Source organism: Brevibacillus sp. JB24b (genome assembly GCF_051713385.1).
Lineage (GTDB): Bacteria > Bacillota > Bacilli > Brevibacillales > Brevibacillaceae > Brevibacillus_B > Brevibacillus_B laterosporus.
On the sequence record NZ_JBNVQV010000001.1, the window covers coordinates 1,434,182 to 1,454,652 of the forward strand.

20 protein-coding genes are annotated in these 20,471 nt (G+C 41.5%); 17 read left to right on the top strand and 3 right to left on the bottom strand.

The window, feature by feature from the left end:
- Window positions 1-78: 78 nt before the first annotated feature.
- A complete protein-coding gene (locus tag ACQV1I_RS06990) occupies window positions 79-1,242 on the bottom strand; it encodes a hypothetical protein (protein WP_116333179.1) in 1,164 nt (387 codons plus the stop codon).
- A 182-nt stretch (window positions 1,243-1,424) separates the two neighbouring features.
- On the opposite strand from ACQV1I_RS06990, the gene ACQV1I_RS06995 reads away from it, so the two are divergent.
- The 7 genes from ACQV1I_RS06995 (at window position 1,425) to yajC (ending at window position 6,690) form a co-directional block, all read left to right on the top strand.
- Complete coding sequence (locus tag ACQV1I_RS06995) at window positions 1,425-1,616, top strand: hypothetical protein (protein WP_018672225.1); 192 nt, start codon at window positions 1,425-1,427, stop codon at window positions 1,614-1,616.
- A gap of 271 nt (window positions 1,617-1,887) precedes the next feature.
- Window positions 1,888-2,388 (top strand): crossover junction endodeoxyribonuclease RuvC, encoded by a 501-nt coding sequence (ruvC, locus tag ACQV1I_RS07000; protein ID WP_094701896.1) that lies wholly within the window; start codon window positions 1,888-1,890, stop codon window positions 2,386-2,388.
- Entirely contained in the window at window positions 2,385-3,005 is a 621-nt protein-coding gene (ruvA, locus tag ACQV1I_RS07005; RefSeq protein ID WP_116333180.1) for a Holliday junction branch migration protein RuvA, read from the top strand. Before ruvC ends, ruvA begins: the two co-directional genes overlap by 4 nt.
- A 3-nt stretch (window positions 3,006-3,008) precedes the next feature.
- The gene (gene ruvB, locus ACQV1I_RS07010; protein WP_018672222.1) at window positions 3,009-4,016 is read left to right on the top strand and encodes a Holliday junction branch migration DNA helicase RuvB; all 1,008 of its coding nucleotides are present in this window, start codon (window positions 3,009-3,011) and stop codon (window positions 4,014-4,016) included.
- Window positions 4,017-4,063: 47 nt separating this feature from the next.
- Complete coding sequence (queA, locus tag ACQV1I_RS07015) at window positions 4,064-5,092, top strand: tRNA preQ1(34) S-adenosylmethionine ribosyltransferase-isomerase QueA (RefSeq protein ID WP_116333181.1); 1,029 nt, start codon at window positions 4,064-4,066, stop codon at window positions 5,090-5,092.
- A gap of 121 nt (window positions 5,093-5,213) precedes the next feature.
- Window positions 5,214-6,344, top strand: coding sequence for a tRNA guanosine(34) transglycosylase Tgt (gene tgt, locus ACQV1I_RS07020; RefSeq protein ID WP_018672220.1), 1,131 nt, complete (start codon window positions 5,214-5,216; stop codon window positions 6,342-6,344).
- 19 nt (window positions 6,345-6,363) lie between these two features.
- A complete protein-coding gene (gene yajC / locus ACQV1I_RS07025; protein ID WP_094701890.1) occupies window positions 6,364-6,690 on the top strand; it encodes a preprotein translocase subunit YajC in 327 nt (108 codons plus the stop codon).
- A gap of 87 nt (window positions 6,691-6,777) precedes the next feature.
- Here yajC and ACQV1I_RS07030 read toward each other — a convergent pair whose 3' ends face one another.
- Window positions 6,778-7,149: a TIGR04086 family membrane protein gene (locus ACQV1I_RS07030; protein ID WP_018672218.1), complete on the bottom strand. Its 372-nt coding sequence runs from the start codon at window positions 7,147-7,149 to the stop codon at window positions 6,778-6,780.
- Between the two features lie 144 nt (window positions 7,150-7,293).
- Between ACQV1I_RS07030 and corA the strand changes: the two genes are divergently transcribed.
- On the top strand, window positions 7,294-8,271 hold the full coding sequence (gene corA / locus ACQV1I_RS07035) for a magnesium/cobalt transporter CorA (RefSeq protein WP_018672217.1): 978 nt from the start codon (window positions 7,294-7,296) through the stop codon (window positions 8,269-8,271).
- Window positions 8,272-8,360: 89 nt separating this feature from the next.
- Entirely contained in the window at window positions 8,361-9,077 is a 717-nt protein-coding gene (locus ACQV1I_RS07040) for a DUF421 domain-containing protein (protein WP_197261754.1), read from the top strand.
- On the opposite strand, the gene spoVB is transcribed toward ACQV1I_RS07040, so the two are convergent.
- The gene (spoVB, locus tag ACQV1I_RS07045) at window positions 9,078-10,661 is read right to left on the bottom strand and encodes a stage V sporulation protein B (protein WP_116333182.1); all 1,584 of its coding nucleotides are present in this window, start codon (window positions 10,659-10,661) and stop codon (window positions 9,078-9,080) included.
- A gap of 148 nt (window positions 10,662-10,809) precedes the next feature.
- Here spoVB and ACQV1I_RS07050 point away from each other — a divergent pair, with 148 nt between their 5' ends.
- The 8 genes from ACQV1I_RS07050 to dtd all read left to right on the top strand — a co-directional run bounded on the left by ACQV1I_RS07050 (window position 10,810) and on the right by dtd (window position 20,381).
- On the top strand, window positions 10,810-11,079 hold the full coding sequence (locus tag ACQV1I_RS07050) for a post-transcriptional regulator (protein WP_116333183.1): 270 nt from the start codon (window positions 10,810-10,812) through the stop codon (window positions 11,077-11,079).
- A gap of 102 nt (window positions 11,080-11,181) precedes the next feature.
- The gene (secD, locus tag ACQV1I_RS07055; RefSeq protein WP_116333184.1) at window positions 11,182-12,417 is read left to right on the top strand and encodes a protein translocase subunit SecD; all 1,236 of its coding nucleotides are present in this window, start codon (window positions 11,182-11,184) and stop codon (window positions 12,415-12,417) included.
- Window positions 12,407-13,342, top strand: coding sequence for a protein translocase subunit SecF (gene secF / locus ACQV1I_RS07060; RefSeq protein WP_116333185.1), 936 nt, complete (start codon window positions 12,407-12,409; stop codon window positions 13,340-13,342). The genes secD and secF overlap by 11 nt, the downstream gene beginning before the upstream one ends.
- An 87-nt stretch (window positions 13,343-13,429) precedes the next feature.
- Entirely contained in the window at window positions 13,430-14,359 is a 930-nt protein-coding gene (locus ACQV1I_RS07065; protein ID WP_116333186.1) for a cation diffusion facilitator family transporter, read from the top strand.
- A gap of 142 nt (window positions 14,360-14,501) precedes the next feature.
- The gene (gene recJ / locus ACQV1I_RS07070) at window positions 14,502-16,859 is read left to right on the top strand and encodes a single-stranded-DNA-specific exonuclease RecJ (RefSeq protein ID WP_116333187.1); all 2,358 of its coding nucleotides are present in this window, start codon (window positions 14,502-14,504) and stop codon (window positions 16,857-16,859) included.
- 54 nt (window positions 16,860-16,913) lie between these two features.
- Window positions 16,914-17,426 carry an adenine phosphoribosyltransferase gene (locus ACQV1I_RS07075; RefSeq protein ID WP_003338338.1) on the top strand — a complete coding sequence of 171 codons (513 nt, stop codon included), beginning with the start codon at window positions 16,914-16,916 and terminating at the stop codon, window positions 17,424-17,426.
- 221 nt (window positions 17,427-17,647) lie between these two features.
- Window positions 17,648-19,831 (top strand): RelA/SpoT family protein, encoded by a 2,184-nt coding sequence (locus ACQV1I_RS07080; protein ID WP_116333188.1) that lies wholly within the window; start codon window positions 17,648-17,650, stop codon window positions 19,829-19,831.
- Between the two features lie 112 nt (window positions 19,832-19,943).
- Window positions 19,944-20,381 (top strand): D-aminoacyl-tRNA deacylase, encoded by a 438-nt coding sequence (dtd, locus tag ACQV1I_RS07085; protein WP_094700240.1) that lies wholly within the window; start codon window positions 19,944-19,946, stop codon window positions 20,379-20,381.
- Window positions 20,382-20,471 lie beyond the last annotated feature (90 nt).

The window sequence follows — 20,471 nt, forward strand, 5'->3', positions numbered from 1 at the left end:
GCAGGTTTAGAAGATAAAAAGGGATGTTCCGAAAAGCAAGCTTGCTTTGGAACATCCTTTTTAATCGCCGTTTTCCTGTTACTCTCCAACAAGCTCCATTTCAGCAATTCGCCAACGATCCCATTGAGAGCCTCTAACTAACGTAAAATAACAGACTCTTTGATAGTTCTTCCCTTTTTCTGTATAGGAGAGTTGCACAGGGATGGTGACCGAGAACATATCACTGGTTTGCTCTTCTGCTGTCATCTTATCTAAAAGTGGGTGCAACGGTTCACGAACATACACTGGATCATTCATGGAAGCCAGAGAGCTTGGTGATCCAGCAACCAAAAAAGAAGCAAGAGGCTCTTCTTCTCGTAAGCAAGTGAGATAGTAATCAATAATTTGGAGAGGACTAGCCTTCCGCAAGGCAGAATAGAGTGTTCCAGCCGCTTTTCGAATCATAAATTGGTGGCCAGCATCCGGTTCGGGACGCTTATGAGTAGAGCTACCTAGGAAATGAATACAAAAATGCCCGTTAAATTGATTTCCAGCAATTCCATCACCACCGTGAGGCATCCCGTGCATAGAAGCTGCGTAATGCTGTCCGTTGATAGTTAGTAAAATGGCGCGCCTTTTCCAGCTCCATTTTCCTTGATATATCCTCTTCATAATGAAAGTATCTTGTTTCGTTAAAGGTTGTACGTCGGCATGATCACTACCAGCACGACGTTGTACACGGAATTGTTCACCTGATTCAATATCTGTGACAGTTCCATATGACATACGCTTAAAGTTTCGTTGCACCTCATTCCACCCAGATAAGGTACCATAATGCTTCTGTTCTGTTAAAGAAACCCATTTTTCAAGGTGTTTACGTAACGGGTTCGTTAATAGTACTTCTTGAAATGAAGCCTGTTCAAATAGACGTTGATCGTCACTATATAGATAACGATTTTTCTCCGTATAGATTATGGCTCGAATAAATTCCGGTTCAGAGCTTGAAATGCGTGGCCTAGCTTCAATTAGTTGTCCCCATTTTTCCCGACCTGTTACTGTCAGTTTGGATTGGAAAGTAGCATTTACAGAAGTTTTGACAATGATGGTCAATCCCCCCTGAGGCAAGGAACCCGGAGCAAAGGGAGCGGGTTTATCTGTTTCTCTTACGTACGCATGATGTTTTCCAAAAACAGTGGAGGGGGAGAATAGCAAACAAAAGCAGATTAGCAGAAAATAGAGACTAGAAAAGGATTTCTTTTTCATAACATATCCCCCTTTGAGATAACAAATCAAATGATTATAGCCATAGGATGCTTCCAGTTATCCATTTCATTCAAAGCTTGTCGTCCTTTACGAATGAACGGAATAGGTAAAATCGGGATACATACCACAATCATTAACATCGCATACTGTAGGGGACGGCCATGTGAAGGAGGAGTTCTTGTATGTCTTCAATGCCAGGAGGAAGCTACAAAGACCAGTTCCACCAACGCTTGTATGTTCAGCTTAACCAAGGTCATAACAAATTGGATTATCGAAGAATAAATAATATCGAAAAGCAAATGCAGAATGAAGTGGACGATTACGCTCACATGCTACATGACGCAGCAGATGAACTTGGTATGAACAAACATTAATTGGCCGTCCCACGTTTTTGAACGAGGCAGGGAAGCCTGTTGAGAAAATCTCAGCAGGCTTTTTCTGTGTTGGCCTTTGCGTTGGCCTTATCAATCAACAGATTAAACTCGAGAAAAATAATCGTAAAATGACGAAGAAATGGTTTAAAAAATGCTAGGGTTCGATTGTTTTTCGGATTGGGTTATCAAACTTTCAACGGAAATGCATGTTCGCAATCTGTCTGGTTTGTGTTACAGTTAGAGGAAGACAGGAAGAAGCGGAGAGAACGTAATGCGGATAGTTGGAATTGACCCGGGGATTGCAATTGTCGGGTTTGGATTTATAGATAAAGAAGGAAGTTCCTTAAAGCCTGTGCAGTATGGTAGCATACAGACAGAAGCTCATACACCTGTGCCCCTACGCTTGCGCCAAGTGTATGATGCTACCATCGAGCTTTTAGATACGTATCAGCCTGATGAAATGGGCATAGAAAAATTATTTTTTAATCGAAATGTGACTACAGCTTTTACTGTAGGACAGGCTCGTGGTGTCATTATTTTAGCTGCTGAGCAAAAAGGAATCCCGGTTTTTGAATACACACCGATGCAAATCAAGCAAGCGGTAACTGGCTACGGTGGAGCTGAGAAAAAACAAATTCAAGAAATGGTACGGATGTTATTGAAGTTAAAGGAAGTACCAAAACCGGATGACGTAGCGGACGCATTGGGTGTAGCGATTACTCATGCTCAAAGCCGCACGTATTATGATATATCGGAAGGTGCAAAGAAATGATTGATTTTGTAGAGGGAATTGTCTCTTATATAGATACGGAATACGTTGTAGTGCAAGCAGGTGGGCTAGGTTACCGTGTTTTTTGTCCTAATCCTTATTATTTTGTGAAAGATGAAGGGAAATCTTGCCGCTTATTTACTCATCACCATGTACGTGAAGATGCGATTCATTTGTATGGATTTGCAACTAGAGACGAACGTGATTTATATCGCCGATTACTTGATGTGAATGGCATCGGACCAAAAGGAGCCTTGGCTATATTAGCTGGGGCTACACCTGACCAAATTGTCTCCGCTGTTCAACAAGAGAATGTGACCTACTTAACGAAGTTTCCTGGTATTGGGAAAAAGACAGCTCAGCGCATGATCTTAGATTTGAAAGATAAGTTGAAGGGATTTACACCATCTATGCTAGTTACGTCTGCACCAGAATCTTTATTGGTGAAGGGAAATTCCGACATGGCTGCGTTAGAAGAAGCCATGCAGGCATTGATGGCTTTAGGTTATTCAGACAACGAAACTCAAGGGATTCGTCCTAAATTGTTGGAATCAGCGAAGACTGGGGCCAGTGTAGAACAATTGATTAAACAGGGGCTTGCGCTCTTTATGAGGGGATAAAAGATGGACGATAATCGGATTATTACGACCCACATGCAGTGGGAAGAAGATGCTAACGAATTTAGTTTGCGTCCTCGCTTCTTATCCGAATACATCGGGCAAAAGCAGGTAAAGGAGAATTTAAAGGTCTTTATCGAAGCTGCTAAAATGCGCAAAGAGGCGTTGGACCATGTACTATTATATGGACCTCCAGGTTTAGGAAAGACAACTTTATCCCAGATTATAGCTAATGAACTAGGTGTTAATTTAAAAACAACCTCTGGACCAGCCATTGAACGACCAGGTGATTTAGCTGCCATCCTTACGAATCTACAAGAAGGGGATGTACTGTTTATTGACGAGATACATAGACTCAATCGCAGTGTAGAAGAAGTCTTGTATCCAGCAATGGAGGATTTTGCTCTAGATATCATCATCGGAAAAGGGCCAAGTGCTCGCAATGTCCGCCTTGATCTACCTCCCTTCACATTGATAGGAGCTACGACGCGTGCGGGACTACTTTCATCTCCACTACGTGATCGATTTGGGGTCGTTAATCGTTTAGAATTCTATACAATTGAAGAATTAGCTTTCATTGTTTCGCGTGCAGCAGACATACTACAGATCGGTATGCAAGAAGGTGGGGCCCTGGAAATTTCCAAACGTTCGCGAGGTACACCGCGTATCGCCAATCGTTTATTAAAACGTGTCCGGGATTTTGCTCAAGTTCAGGGTGAAGGGATTATTACACAAGAAATTGCACATGAAGCTTTAGTGAGGCTTCAAGTGGATGCTTGCGGATTAGATCATATTGATCATAAATTACTTCTTGCCATCATTGAAAAATTTGCAGGCGGACCAGTAGGATTGGATACTATTGCAGCTACCATTGGAGAAGAATCTCAAACGATTGAAGATGTATGTGAGCCTTATTTGTTACAAATTGGGTTCATTCAGCGAACACCGCGTGGACGTATTGCGACACCAGCTTGTTACACGCATTTTCAACTCCCAATGCCCTCGGAGTCTTAGTAGGATATCTAACAGCAATGAATTGCGAAAAAGGAGATTAGAGAAACGTGGATGTAACTTTATTTGATTTTGATCTGCCAGAAGAGTTGATTGCCCAGCATCCACTAGAGGATCGCACAGGGTCTCGCTTGCTTGTTCTTGATAAACAAACAGGTGAAGTAACTCATCAGCAGTTTACGGATTTAATTACGTATTTAGAAGCGGGGGACGTGCTGGTTGTAAACGACAGTCGCGTGTTGCCCGCCCGTTTGATTGGCGTAAAAAGTGAGACAGGGGCTAAAATTGAGATTCTGTTACTTAAATCGCTAGGTGATGATCGTTGGGAAACCTTGGCACGTCCAGGGAAGCGATTTAAAGTAGGAGCTGAGATAGAGTTTGGTGATGGTATGCTTCGCTGTGTCTGCGAGGAGATTACACCAACAGGAGGACGCATTGTTCGATTTTCTTACGAGGGAATTTTCTATGAGATTTTAGATCGATTAGGTTCAATGCCCTTGCCACCATATATTCATGAACAATTAGACGATCGAGAACGGTATCAGACTGTTTACTCTAAAGAGTTAGGATCTGCTGCAGCACCGACAGCGGGCTTACATTTTACGCAAGATTATTTGAAACAGCTTCAGGAAAAAGGAATTAAAGTAGCCTATGTTACTTTACACGTTGGATTAGGAACATTCCGCCCTGTAGAAGCAGATGTAATTGAAGAGCACGTTATGCATGCGGAGCATTATCAATTAACACAGGAAATGGCTGATTTGATCAATAGTGCAAAAGAAGCAGGTAAGCGAGTCATTGCTGTTGGAACTACATCTTGTAGAACGTTAGAGACTATTGCAAAAGAACATGGTGGAAAGCTGGTTGCTCAGTCTGGCTGGACGGATATTTTTATGTATCCTGGTTATGAGTTTGCGATTATTGACGGGCTCCTTACTAATTTCCATTTACCTAAATCAACCCTGGTCATGCTTATTAGTGCCTTGGCTGGACGTGAAAATATTCTTCGTGCTTATCAGGATGCGATTGTCCGTAAGTATCGTTTCTTTAGCTTTGGAGATGCGATGTTAATTAAATAAAAGAATTTTTATACGTTTTCTTGTGATTCATGATAAGACCTTTTATAATAGATAAGACGTAGGAAAAACATGCTAAGAAACAGATGGTGTTCACATCTGGTTATTGAGGAGTGCAGATACTTTGGCAGTACGCTACGAATTAATTAAAACGTGCAAACAGACGGGCGCACGACTGGGACGAGTTCATACCCCGCATGGTACTTTTGAAACCCCAGCATTCATGCCGGTTGGGACTCAAGCCACAGTTAAAACCATGTCCCCAGAAGAAGTCAGCGGGATGGGCGCTAACATTATTTTGAGTAATACGTATCATCTATTCTTGCGTCCGGGTCACCAGATCGTTAAAGAAGCAGGTGGCTTGCATAAATTTATGAACTGGAACGGAGCTATTTTAACAGATAGTGGTGGATTTCAGGTATTTAGTTTAAGCAACTTACGTAAGATTACAGAAGAGGGAGTATCCTTTCGCTCTCACTTAAATGGGGAAAAGCTGTTTATTGGACCTGAAGAGGCAATGCAAATTCAAAATGCACTTGGTGCCGATATCATGATGGCTTTTGATGAGTGTGCCCCGTATCCAGCTGAGTACGATTATGTGAAAAAATCGATGGAGAGAACAACCCGTTGGGCAGAGCGTTGTTTGAATGCGCATGAGCGTAAGGACGATCAAGCTTTATTCGGGATTGTACAAGGTGGTATGTTCCAGGATTTACGGGAACAAAGCGCACGTGATCTTGTACAGATGGATTTTCCAGGGTATGCCATCGGTGGACTTAGCGTAGGAGAACCATTCCCGCTGATGTATGAAGTGCTAGATTACACAGTTCCATTGTTACCGGATAATAAACCTCGCTATTTAATGGGGGTAGGTTCTCCAGATGCTCTCATTGAGGGTGCACTTCGTGGAATTGATATGTTTGACTGTGTGTTACCAACTCGTATAGCGCGAAATGGGACATGCATGACGAGCCAAGGAAGATTAGTCGTTCGCAATGCTAAATTTGCGCGTGATTTTACTCCACTTGACCCTAATTGCGATTGCTACACGTGCAAAAATTATACGCGTGCTTACATTCGTCATTTGATCAAAGCTGAAGAGACCTTTGGTATACGTTTAACTACGCATCACAACCTGCACTTTCTCATTAAATTGATGGAAAAAGTGCGCCAAGCGATCCGTGAAGATCGTTTGGGAGATTTCAGGGACCAGTTTTTTGCCCAATATGGTTTGGGTGAAAATAGATCTTTCTAAGAACTAAGGAGGATGAACCATGCAAGGTTTAGGTGGATTGTTGCCGATTATTATTATGTTTGTGATCTTTTACTTTTTGTTGATTCGCCCTCAACAAAAACGTAATAAAGAGCGCAATGGTATGTTGGCAGCTATGAAAAAAGGGGATCGCGTTGTAACAATTGGAGGACTGCATGGCACTATCCAAGACATTACTGACGATACACTTATTTTGAAGGTTTCACACAATGTACACATGACGTTCGACCGCGGTGCAGTAAACTCTGTTACCGTTTCTAACCCTACAAAAGAAGTAGCGGAAACGAAAAAAGAGGAATTGGAAGCACCTGCAGAAGATACGAAATAAATCATAAACACAAAAAAGCTGTTAGCGTATTGCTAACAGCTTTTTCCTTTGCAAAAGAACAAGCCTGTGCAATTCACCAGATCGAAGTTACCGCCGATTGGACGTATTAACACCAAAGACACCGCCGATCCCTGCTATAAGAAAGGCAAAAAGAGTATACAATAAGGTTGAAAGATTAATTGGTGCATTAAAGCCTAAAAACCCTATCAGTAAGACGAGAAAGAAATAGCCTAAACCGGTTAATCCTCCATAATACCAGCCACTTGCTCCGCATCTGCGCCCCGTTACAAAGCCGCCAATCAACAAGCTACAAATGTTAATGACATAGCTAAAGTAGGGTAGTGAGCTTTCCTTTACATTGGTAAAGGAAAGAAGTAATGCAGCAAAAATAGAACCAAGTAAGACAAGGCCAAGCGTTAGAAATAATCCCGTCATCACCGAGGCGGAATGACTGCGCATAACACGATCCCATCCTCTCTTTATGATTCACTTTCTTACTATCATCTATATGAGAGGCTTGACAGGCTTATTCATCTCTTGATTGAACATCGTCGCGAATTTTCGTATGATGGATAAGGGAAAAAGACGGGGGTGAGGATACCGATGATAAAAACCTATTTTTATAATCATTCCGAACAAAAGATGATCCATGATGTAGATTTAACAACCAAGGATAAATGGCTGAAATCTCCAGAGGATTTATTGTGGATTGATCTGTATGATGTGGGAAATCAGGAACTGCATTATATTGCGAAAATTTTTGAGTTCCATCCATTGGCCATTGAGGACTGTTTGCACGTCAGCCCACGTGCGAAAGTGGATAAATATGATGACTACTATTTTTTCGTTTTTCACGCATTACGTTATAATGAGGAAAGCGACACCGAGATTACGACAGTAGAGCTTAATGTTTTTCTTGGTCCTAATTACATTGTTACTATTCATAAATCACCAATGATTACGATTGGGCGTATCGCAGCTCAGTGTCATCGAAGCAATTACTTCTTAAATCGAGGACCAGATTATTTGTTGTATGCAATTGTTGATGGGATTACCGATGAATATTTTCCAATCATGGACCGTATAAGTGTTCGTATTGATGATTTGGAGGATGAAATGTATGAGCATCAAACTGAAGAAATTACGGAAGAATTCTTAGCGTTAAAACGTACTCTAATTTTAATTCGTCGAGTGATCTTGCCACAAAAGAGGATTTTTGCCAATGTAAACGGTCGATACTCCTTCGACATCTCAGAGGAAAATGTTCCTTTCTATGTTGACTTAACCGATCACTTGGAACGAATTGTTGACTCAACAGAAACATTTCGAGATTTAGTAAACGGTGCACTTGATACTTATTACACGATTATTACGGGCAGAAGTAACGAAACAGTACGTATCCTAACCATTATTTCTACTGTTATTCTGCCACTAACCTTTATCACAGGCATTTTTGGGATGAACACCTTTGGGTGGATGGGGGATAAGGCAGAGCCTGTCATGTTTGTCATCGCATTCGGTTCAATGATTTTATTGACGTCATGGATGCTCTATGTCTTTAAAAAGAAAAAATGGCTATAACAGAAAGGAAAAGAGAGGGACGCATAAGGTAGGATGTACCCGTGGACACTACTAGATAAGGTAGATGAACATGTGGGAGGTCTTATACCGTGGAGCTAGTAACCATACTTATGCGTACCCTCTTTAGTTATTTTTTCCTCCTACTCATCATGAGGCTGATGGGCAAAAGAGAACTGGGGCAAATGTCTTTGTTTGATGTTGTTATTTCTATCATGCTGGCAGAAATGGCAGTACTTGCCATTGATCAGGTTAATAAACCACTTCTGCACATGTTTTCGCCCATGATCCTTATTATGCTGTTGGAAATTGGAATGGCGTATTTGTTTATGAAAAGTAAAAAGATCAGGAATTTCGTTAACGGAGAAGCAGATGTTTTGATTGCAAATGGTGAAATAAGAGAAGAAGCGATGAAAAAAAACCGACTCAACTTTGATGACCTATTGATTCATTTACGTCAAGAAAATATAAAAAACCTAGCTGATGTTGAATTTGCCATATTGGAAACGACAGGAAAGGTCAGTGTATTCACGAAACCAGAAAAGTCGCCTGTTACCTTGCAAGATTTAGGTCTACAAGAAAAGAAACCCAAAAAATCTTCATCGGGTCTGAATGTGGTTTTTCCTATTCCCTTAATCATGGATGGAGAAGTGCAGGTTGATGCTGTGGATAAAATAGGTAAAAATATGTTTTGGCTCAAACAGGAATTAAAAAAGCTAGGCATTCGTCATGCGAACGAGATTATGTTTTGTAGCATTGATGAACAAGGTAAGTTGTTTGTAAATAAAACCCAACCCCCCCGCAAATAATTACCTGCGGGGGAAAAACATGCTTAATTGCTCGCCAATCCAAGGAATGCGTGCTACATCTTGCTTACCAAGTACCTTCATGCTAACAAGTAATATCATATAGAGAAACATAGAAGCAGAAGAGCATATCATTAACATTTGGAGTAAACCAGTATCTTTGAACCAGTGCTCTGACATATACGTACTGCAATATCCGATAGCTAGCATAGCTAAGCCAATTTTTACGAATTCGGCAACCTGAATAGTAAAACCAATGCCTTTGACAAGGCTAGCAAAATGGAGCATTGTAACTAACGTAATGTTTAAATTTAGCGCAATGATCGCTCCATTAATTCCAAATTCAGGACGAGATGTCAGTAGAAACATCGATGCAATTTTGACGATTGTTCCAATCAGGGTATTACGGAACACAACATGTGCTTGATCTAAACCCTGAAGAGCGGCAGCTAATGGAGCTTGGAAAAACAAAAATACGGAAAATGGTGCTAATTGCTTTAATAATAATCCTACCTCAGCTTGCTTGTATAATAGTTGACAGAGAGGCTCGGCAAATACATATAATAAAACAGCACAGGGAGCTCCAATGACTAGTGTGATCCGCATTGCTTGATAAATGCGGCGATGAACTAGCCTGCTGTTCTTCTCAAAAGCAGCTTCTGCTACAGCAGGAACCATTGAAATGGATAACGAATAGGTAAGAAAAGTAGGGAAAAGTAACAGGGGAACAGCCATTCCAGAAAATTGACCATATAAGGAGGTCGCCTGAATGGTTTTATACCCTGCTAGTATGAGAGCATAGGGGACAAGCATTGGTTCCATCACATAAGCAATAGAACCTACTACGCGGCTCATCGTGACCGGTAGGGATACATGTAAGAGTTGCTTGATAGCTGGAGAGCTTTTTTTAAACAATGCTCTTCGTGAGCCAGGTCTCTTTAGCAGATCTCCCAGTTCACGCCTGTTTTTTTTATAATTCCATACCATGTATAAAAGCCCAGCTAGCTCGCCCAATAAGATGCTACCAACTGCGCCAATGGTAGCAAAAAGAATTCCGTAAGGGGCAAGCGTGATAGTCATACCTATCACTATTAGAATACGGACTACTTGCTCAATTAATTGAGAGAGGGCTGTCGGTACCATATTTTGTTTTCCCTGGAAATAACCACGTAGGACAGCCGAGATACTAGCGATTGGTAATATAGGTAAAGCTGTCAGCAATAACAAATGGGTTCGTGAGTCCGTAAAGAACAATTCTGTGAAAAAACGAGCACCAACACCTAACAATAATGAGACTAGCGTGCTAAGTCCAGTTGTAATAGCTAATGCCAAGTATAAAAATCTTCTAGACTGCTGGCGATCTTTGGCTGCTTCCGCTTCTGCAACCTGTTTAGCGATGGCAACAGGCAGACCAAATGTAGTAATGGTAATCAGAAAGTAGAGAAGTGGGACGATCATTTGATACAGACCCATACCTTCTGCACCAATCAAGCGGGAAAGAATAATGCGATGGGCGAAACCGAGAACCTTAGTAATGGCACCTGCTACGATGAGTACCATGGTACCGTAAAAAAAGGATTTTTTCATAGGGATAGCCCCTTCTCTTTAACATTTACCTGTAAGCTTTAATGACTACACTATTACCATATGGACGTGCCACCTAGGGCATGACTAGATTTTATGTGTGGGAGAAAGATTTTAAAACAACTAAGGTCACGTAAAGAGGTGTATAAATATGGAAAATAGAGAGAATATGGTGAGCTATATCGAGGTTGAAAAATATCAGGAAATGTTAGTTTTATGTAAAAGTAAGGCAGAGGAATTTTTGATTCTCGGCTACGATAACATTACTCCTGAAGAGGTATGGGATTGTGTCATATCAGCCTACAAAGGAGAGGAACGGCCCACCCTACATCGCCTCGTTAACGATATCCTTTCCTTAAAAATTAGCAAATATATGAACTATGTGATGATTAATATGTATAAAAATAACGGGGTAATTTGACATGCATTTTTCTACAAGTCTATAATGGGCATATTGATTCTTTGAATTGGGATATTTGCGTATGAACGCTTGGTATCCATTGGGAAAGGGGCATTATGTTAGATGATAAAGTGGAGTAGATTTGTTCTCTTCCTACTGGTGATCGGACTCTTAGGTACGCTCATGGCCACTACTACCACAAAAGTAGCGGGTAATATCGTACTTGGTCTTGACTTAAGAGGCGGATTTGAAATTTTGTATGAAGTAGAACCTCTTGATGCAACACACAAAACAAACACTGAACTACTTGCAGCAACAGCTCAGATGATTGAAAAACGTGTAAATATTGGTGGGGTTTCTGAACCAGAGGTAACAATTGAGAAACCTAACCGCGTACGCGTGAAATTAGCAGGGGTTACCGATCCTGAGAAGCTACGTACATTGATCGGAAAACCAGCTGTATTGACGTTCCGTGATATGACAGGTGAAGTTGTTATGCGTGGAACAGACCTGGCACCTGGTGGAGCGGCTGTTGGCTACGGTGAGCTAAACGAACCGCTTGTAACTCTGAAGTTTGCCAATGCAGAAAAGTTTGCTGAAGTAACACGTAACAATTTAGGAAAACCAGTTGCCATCTTTTTGGATGAAAACCTGTTAACAAATCCTACGATTCAATCTGTTATTACAGGTGGTAGTGCGCAAATAACGGGTAAATACACAAAAGAAGAAGCACGTGAATTAGCAGAAACGCTAAATGCCGGTTCACTACCAGCTAAATTAATTGAAAAGCAAGTAACGGCAGTAGGAGCAAGCCTCGGTGATCTTGCTTTGAAAAAGACGATTAACGCAGGCTATATCGGTGGAGCACTAATTTTTATCTTTATGCTTTTTGTATACCGTGTTCCTGGTTTGATTGCAAATATCACTTTAACAGCGTTTATTTACGTATGTTTAGTAGTTTTACAATGGATGCATGCTACGCTTACGTTACCAGGTATTGCCGGCTTTATTTTGGCCGTAGGTATGGCGGTAGATGCTAACATTATTACCTATGAACGTATTCGAGAGGAAATTATGACAGGTAAAACGATTCTGTCTTCTTTCCGTGCCGGTGAACGTCGCTCATTGATTACGATCATTGATTCACATGTTACTACTTTGATTGCGTGTGTCGTGCTCTTTTACTTTGGGACGAGCTCCATTCAAGGTTTCGCGATTATCCTAGCAATGACTCTGATTGTAAGCTTGATTACCAACGTGTTTGGCTCTCGCTTTTTGCTATGGTTGCTTCTTCGTTCCAATGCGTTTAAGAAGCCTCGCTGGTTTGGTGTAAAGGAGAGTGAAATCGGTGAACTCTAAGGAAAAAGATGTTGTTAAATTTGATATTGTTAAAAACCGACACAAATTCTATTGGTTTTCAGGTATCTTATTAGTCCTAGGCTTAGCCTCGATGCTAATGTTTGGTCTAAACAAAGGCGTTGATTTCACAGCAGGTACTCGTTTGGACCTATTTATTAACAAACAATTTAATGAAGCAGATGTTCAACAAATTATTACAAAAGTAATTCCTGATGTTCATTTTAAAGATGTAACGAAGTTTGGTAATAATAAAGAATTTGCAACAACAACGTTTACAGAAACCATCACTCCAGAAAAATTAAAAGAGGTTGAGGCCGCTGTAAAAGCAAAATACGGTGATCAGGTAACGAAGCAGGAATCTACGGTTGACCCTGTGATTGCTAATGAGCTAGTGAATAAAGCCATTATCGCTGTTTTAGTTGCTTCTGCCGGGATTGTTGTCTATATTGCCATTCGATTCCAATTCTTATTCGGGATTGCTTGCGTTATCTCCATTTTACATGATGCTTTTATCCCGATTGCGTTGTTCTCCTTGTTCCGTTTGGAAGTAGATTTAACGTTTATTGCGGCGATTTTAACAATCGTGGGTTATTCTATCAATGATACGATTGTTATCTTTGACCGTATCCGTGAGAATATGCGTACAATGAAAACAAAAACCATTGAGGACTTAGAGCACATGGTAAACGTGAGCTTGTGGCAAAGTATGCGCCGCTCTATCTTTACTGTTTTGACCGTGTTCATTACGGCTGCTGCGATTGCTATTTTTGGTAGCGAAGGCATTCGTAACTTCTCCTTGGCTCTTATTTTCGGTTTGATCAGCGGTACGTATTCCTCAATCTTTATCGCTGCACAAATTTGGGTATCCATGAAAGAACGTGAAATGAAGAAAAAAGCATTGAAAGCTACTCCTAATGAGAACTAAATTGGATAGAATAAACCGTGGGGGATGTCCCCTGCGGTTTTTTTCATTCTCAAAGTACATACAATATATACAAGAGGAGGAAACCAGATGGAAAATCGTTTGGCAAAGGCTCAGTTTGCTGCATGGATAGGTATTGTTGGCAATCTGTTGCTCGCACTAGTCAAATTACTTGTTGGCATGGTAGCTGATTCGAGAGCGATGGTAGCTGATGCTGTTCATTCTGCATCGGATGTAATTGGATCAGTTGCTGTTTTAATAGGGCTTCGCGCAGCGGAGGCACCTCCTGATCAGGATCATCCTTATGGGCACGGAAAAGCAGAGTCTATCTCAGCTATTATCGTATCTATCCTACTTGCTATTGTGGGCTTTGAAATTGCTTATTCATCGTATAAATCGCTTTATGAACCGCTTGAGCCTCCTGGAATGTTAGCGGTATGGACGGCATTAGGCTCGATGGTAATAAAAGAATGGATGTTTCGATATAAGTATAATTTAGGAAAGAAATTAAATAGCCAATCATTAATTGCGAATGCTTGGGAGCATCGCTCTGATGTATATTCCTCGTTTGCTGCGTTAATTGGTGTTGGTGGAGCTATCCTGGGGGAAAAAATGGGGGTAGCTTGGACCGTTTATCTTGATCCAATTGCTGGGATTTTTGTATCCCTCCTTGTATTAAAAACGGCCTACGATATTTTAAAGGAATCGATTCATTCAACGATGGATCATGTGTTGCATGAAGAAGATGCCTTGCCGTTGCGTGAAACAGTTATGGAGGTTGAGGGAGTGTTACGAATTGATGAGTTGTGGGCTAGAGAAACTGGTCACTATCAAATTGTTGATATTAAGGTTTCAGTTGACCCGAACATAACTGTAGAGGATGGGCATCGAATCGGGAAAAATGTAAAACGAAACTTAATGGAGAAACATCAGGATATTCGAAATGTGTTTGTTCACATAAATCCATATGATGAAAAAGGAAAGTCATGGGATGAGGAATCTTCTAAGACTCGTGGATAAGGCAGCTATTATTGGGCTTTTTCACAAGCCAAGCTTCTTTGGAAAATGATTTTCTTAAAGAGTACGCTTTTTTGCGTTTATAAGAATGCTTGGCATGCCCTCTATTTCTTTATATAATGGATGAGGATTGGAGGGCTGCCTCATGCTACAAGCGAAATCGCGATGGCAACTCACCCCATATGATGAAGCAATAAGTGCAGAGATTGCCCAAGCGTGTGGGATATCACCTTTGCTGGCACGTTTGCTCGTTCAAAGAGGGATGGATACGTCACAAAAGGCACGTGACTTTTTGCATGTGAGTCCAGAACAGCTACATGATCCATTTTTATTGGATGGCATGGACAAAAGCGTGCATCGAATCCAACAGGCGATTGAGCGCCAGGAACCGATTTGTATATATGGAGACTATGATGCGGATGGAGTTAGCTCCACTGCTTTGATGGTGCATTTGTTACGAAAATTGGGAGCCACATTTGATTATTATATACCGAATCGTTTTAAAGAAGGATACGGATTAAACCAAACAGCGTTGTCATACATTTATGACAGCGGTTTTCGGCTTGTCGTGACTGTAGATACTGGTATTAGTGCAGTAGAGCAGGTAGCGCATGGAAATCAGCTGGGGCTTGATATCATCGTGACGGATCACCATGAACCACCTGAGCTTCTACCTGATGCGTTTGCGGTAATGAATCCTAAAAAACCGGGCTGTTCCTACCCATTTGACATGCTGGCTGGGGTTGGTGTTGCCTTTAAGCTGGCACATGCCCTGTTAAAAGAACCTCCGATGGATTTAATCGATTTGGCAGCAATAGGAACGATTGCTGACCTTGTACCCCTAGTAGATGAAAATAGGGTACTAGCAAGCTTAGGATTGCAACGATTAAATCGAACACACAATGTAGGCATCCAAGCTTTACTTGATGTGTGCGGCCTTCAGGAGAAAGAGATTACTGCGGGACATGTTGGCTTTGCTATTGGTCCGCGTATCAATGCAGGTGGACGACTAGAAACAGCAGAAGCAGCGGTCAAATTGCTCGTGTCAGAGGATATACAGGAAGCGAAGGAGCAAGCGGAAGTACTCGATGAGTTGAATCGTGAGCGCCAAGAGCTAGTTCAAGCAATGGCAGAAGAAGCGATTGAAATGGTAGAACAGTTATATCCTGCTGATCAGAATGGAGTGCTGGTTGTAGCCAAAGAGGGATGGAATGTTGGAGTTGTTGGTATTGTCGCTTCTCGCTTAGTAGAGAAATTCTATCGACCTGCTATCGTGCTTGGTATCGATTCTGAAAAAAGCACAGCTAAAGGCTCGGCTCGAAGCATTGCTGGCTTTGACATGTATGAGGCATTGACAGCGTGCAAGGAACTTCTACCACATTATGGTGGGCACACAATGGCAGCAGGTATGACATTGCCTGTAGAGAATGTAGATTTGCTTCGCAAGGCGTTGCATCGTATATCACAAGAATGGTTACAACCAGAAGACTTCATTCCCAAAACAAGAGTAGATCTTGAAGTGGCCTTTGATGAAATGAGTCTAGATCTTGCTATAGAACTGGAAGCTTTAGCTCCATTCGGCATGGGTAACCCTACTCCAATGCTTGTCTGTGAAGAAGTCGGGCATCAAGGTATGCGTAAAATTGGCAAGGATGAGACACATCTTAAATGTGTATTGTCGCAGGAGAAATCGCAACTAGATGCTATCGGCTTTGGTTTTGCCCAAATTATGGAACGCGTAGCCCCAACATCAAAGCTTTCAGTGCTTGGTGAATTGCAGATTAATGAATGGAATGGGTTACGAAAGCCTCAATTCTTGCTTCGTGATGTAGCGGTAAAGCATAAGCAGATTTTTGACTGGCGGGGCTCGCGTGATAAAGAGAAAAAATGGCTGGATAAGATAGCTACGGATGAATTGATTACAATTACATTCCAAGAAGCTAATCATCAACGTTTGTACTCGTTACTTGCGAGTCAACAATTGCTTCAAAGGTCACTCCTTTATGTAACGAATGCGGGAGAGATACAAGGTGACTGGAAAGAAGGATGTCGCTCGATCGTTTTATATGATCTTCCTTCTTCTAAATCTGCTTTGGGACAAGCTATGGCTACGTTACATGAAATGGATTCAGTGTACTGCTTATTTGGAGAAGCGGATGAGGCTTTTGAATTGCTGCATGTACCGAGCCGAGAAGATTTTAAAGCGCTGTATCAAATTTTTCGACAATATGGTAAAATCAACAAGGCTCATCTTGATGCATTAGCTAAAAAATTGAAGTTAAAGCGTTCCATTGTGGAGCGAATGCTTACTATTTTTATAGAGCTCCGTTTTATTGAAGATAGCGAGCAAGCGTATCTATTGCATCCAGAACCGGCAAAAGCGCCTTTAGATACTTCTTCGCGATACCAAGATTGGCGCGAGGAAGCCGAGCTACACGCCGAACTGCTCCTTTCTAATCATGATGGACTTGGAAAATATTTGGATATGCTTCATCAGCCTTAGAAGAAGAGCACCCAACATACTTTGTTTTTATTCTTTTGTAGGAGGCATTCCTTAATGAACTTTAAAGATTATATTCGCGTGATTCCAGATTACCCACAACCAGGGATTCGTTTCAAAGATATTACTACCCTATTAAAAGATGGCCCTGTATATAAAGCGGCAATCAATGAACTAAAAACATTTGCTGATACCCTAAATGTGGATGTAATCGCAGGACCGGAAGCGCGTGGTTTTGTTGTAGGGGCACCGCTGTCATATGCGATGAATGTTGGATTTATTCCGATTCGCAAGGCAAACAAATTACCTTACAAGGCTATTCAAGCTGATTATAGCCTAGAGTACGGCAGTGATGCATTAGCAATGCATGAAGATGCAATCAAGCCTGGTGACCGTGTATTGATTGCTGACGACTTACTTGCAACAGGCGGTACGATCGAGACATCAATCAACCTTGTTGAACAATTGGGCGGAATCGTAGTAGGGGCTGTATTCTTAATTGAATTAAGCTATCTCGATGGTCGTGAAAAACTAGGTGACATCCCGGTTTCTTCTTTAATCACATACTAAAATTTTGTATAAAAACCTCTGTGAGCCTTTCGCTTGCAGAGGTTTTTTGTGGATTTGCCTGAGAAACTCGAAAAGAAAGTGTCTATTTTGTGAGTTTTAAGTAGAGAATGGAAGATTATTACCTTTACATTCTCCCTTTCATACCAGATAATAAAAGGTAATACGTTTAAGGGAAAGATAGACGGTTTTCATCTTCAGAGTGAAGATTAAGGAAGGGAAATATGACTACGGGCATCGAGGAAATTTTAAGCAAAGCGAATAGCTATATGTCAAACGAGGACGTTACTATGCTGGAGCGTGCCTATGATTTAGCGCGCAAAGCTCACGAGGGCCAAGTGCGTAAATCAGGGGTGCCTTATATTATGCATCCGATTGCAGTTGCAGGCATTTTGACGGATATGCACATGGATGCAGTAACTGTTGCTGCCGGTTTTCTCCATGATGTTGTGGAAGATACCGAAATTACGCTAGACAACTTACGTAAGGAATTCGGGTCAGAGGTAGCACATCTGGTAGACGGAGTCACAAAGCTAGAAAAAATTAAATACAAATCCAAAGAAGAGCAGTTAGCAGAGAACCATCGAAAAATGCTTGTAGCCATGGCACAAGATATTCGGGTCATTTTAATTAAATTGGCGGACCGTTTGCATAATATGCGTACGTTACGTCATATGTCCGAAGAAAAGCAACGTGAAATATCGGATGAAACGCTAGAAATCTTTGCACCACTGGCTCATCGCCTTGGTATTGCTTTTGTAAAGTGGGAGCTAGAGGATACGGCTCTTCGCTATTTGAATCCGCAGCAATATTATCGGATTGTAAATCTCATGCAAAAGAAACGGACGGAGCGCGAGGAATACATTTCAGAAGCGAAAGCAATGATTACGGATAAGTTAGATGAGTTGCATATTGAAGCAGAGATTGCTGGTAGACCTAAGCATATCTATAGCATCTACAAAAAGATGGTGTCACAAAATAAGCAGTTTAACGAAATCTATGACCTGCTTGCTTTACGTATCATTGTGAATGATATTCGTGATTGTTACGCTGTCCTTGGAATTGTGCACACTTTGTGGAAGCCTATGCCAGGACGATTCAAAGATTATATTGCTATGCCAAAAGCCAACATGTATCAATCGCTGCATACCACTGTAATCGGTCCTAAGGGTGAACCATTGGAAGTGCAAATTCGTACATGGGAGATGCATCGTACAGCTGAGATTGGTATCGCTGCTCACTGGGCCTATAAAGAGGGCAAAGGAGAAGTGCAGGGCTCTTTTGAAGAGAAGATTGGTAATCTCCGTGAGATTATTCAAGGTGGACAAGAAGAGACACCGAATGCCCAAGAATTCATGGAATCGCTCAAGCAGGATCTGTTTTCTGATACGGTGTTTGTCTTTACACCAAAGGGTGATGTGGTGGAGCTTCCTAAAGGCTCGGTTCCTTTGGACTTTGCCTATCGCATACATTCAGCTGTCGGCAATCGAACCATTGGGGCTAAAGTGAACGGAAAGATCGTTCCGCTTGATTTTGCGTTGCGTACAGGTGACATTATGGAAATCTTGACTTCCAAGCACTCATATGGTCCAAGTCAAGATTGGCTCAAAATAGCGAAGTCAGCGCACGCTCGTAATAAGATCAAGCAATGGTTTAAAAAAGAAAAGCGCGAAGAAAACGTTGCTAAAGGGCTATCAATGATTGAAGCTGAGGTAAAAGCACGTGGCTTTGATTTAAAAGAGACTATGACTGCTGAGAATGTAAAAGAGGCAGCAGCTAAGTTTAATTTTCAATCTGACGAAGATATGTACTCAGCTGTCGGTTATGGCGGGCTTACTTCTGCACAGGTTGCAAATCGACTGACGGAAAAAATACGTAGAGATCGAGAAGAGCAACAACAACAGCAACAACAAGCTATTCAAGAATTTAAGTCTCATGCACCTACTCCGAAGCAAACCCGAAGCGACACAGGCATCCGTGTAGAAGGCGTGGATAATTTGTTGACTCGTATTTCCCGATGTTGTTCGCCGGTTCCAGGGGATGACATTATTGGTTTCATTACGAGAGGACGGGGAGTCTCCATTCATCGAAAGGATTGCCCGAATGTGACGGTAGAAGAAAGTGATCGACTCATTCCTGTACAATGGGAAGGTGACCAGAGACAGAACTACAATGTAGACATTGAAATTACTGGCCATGATCGCACAGGCTTGTTAAACGACGTGTTACATGTAGTTGGGGAGACGAAAACCAATATTGCTGCCGTGAGTGGCAAAGCGGATCGCAATCGGGTGGCTACTATCAACATGACAATCTGTATTAACAATATAGATCATCTACACCGCGTAGTAGAACGAATCAAGCGTATCAAAGACATTTATTCTGTTCGTCGAATTCTAAATACCTAACATATCCTTATTTTTATGTGACAGACAGTGGTTCCTTGGGGACACTGTCTTTTCTTTCATAAACAAGGAATGCTTACATAAATTTAAAACAATAGAACCGGAGTGATAAGTAGTGCGAGTCGTTGTCCAAAAAGCAAAAGCATCAAGTGTGTCCGTAAATGGCGATGTAGTCGGTAAAATTGAGCGAGGACTGGTGTTACTAGTTGGTATTACGCATGAGGACACAATAAAAGACGTGGAGTTTGTAGCAGATAAGGTAGCGAATTTGCGGATTTTTGAAGACGAGGAAGGTAAAATGAATTACTCTGTCCAGGAAACAGGAGGGCAAATTTTATCTATTTCCCAATTTACTTTATACGGGGATTGCCGAAAAGGTCGTCGCCCTAACTTCATGGCGGCTGCCCGTCCAGAAGTTGCTGAACCATTATACGACCAATTTAATGAGGTGCTACGAAGTAAAGGGCTTCAGGTAGAGACGGGGCGTTTTGGTGCAATGATGGATGTGCAGATTCATAATCATGGACCTGTAACGTTAATTGTTGAAAGTTAATGAAAGATGAAACAAAGGGTCTAGCCGATTAATTAAGCTACACACATAGAAAGAAAGCAGCTAGTCCATGGCGGACCAGCTGCTTTTTTG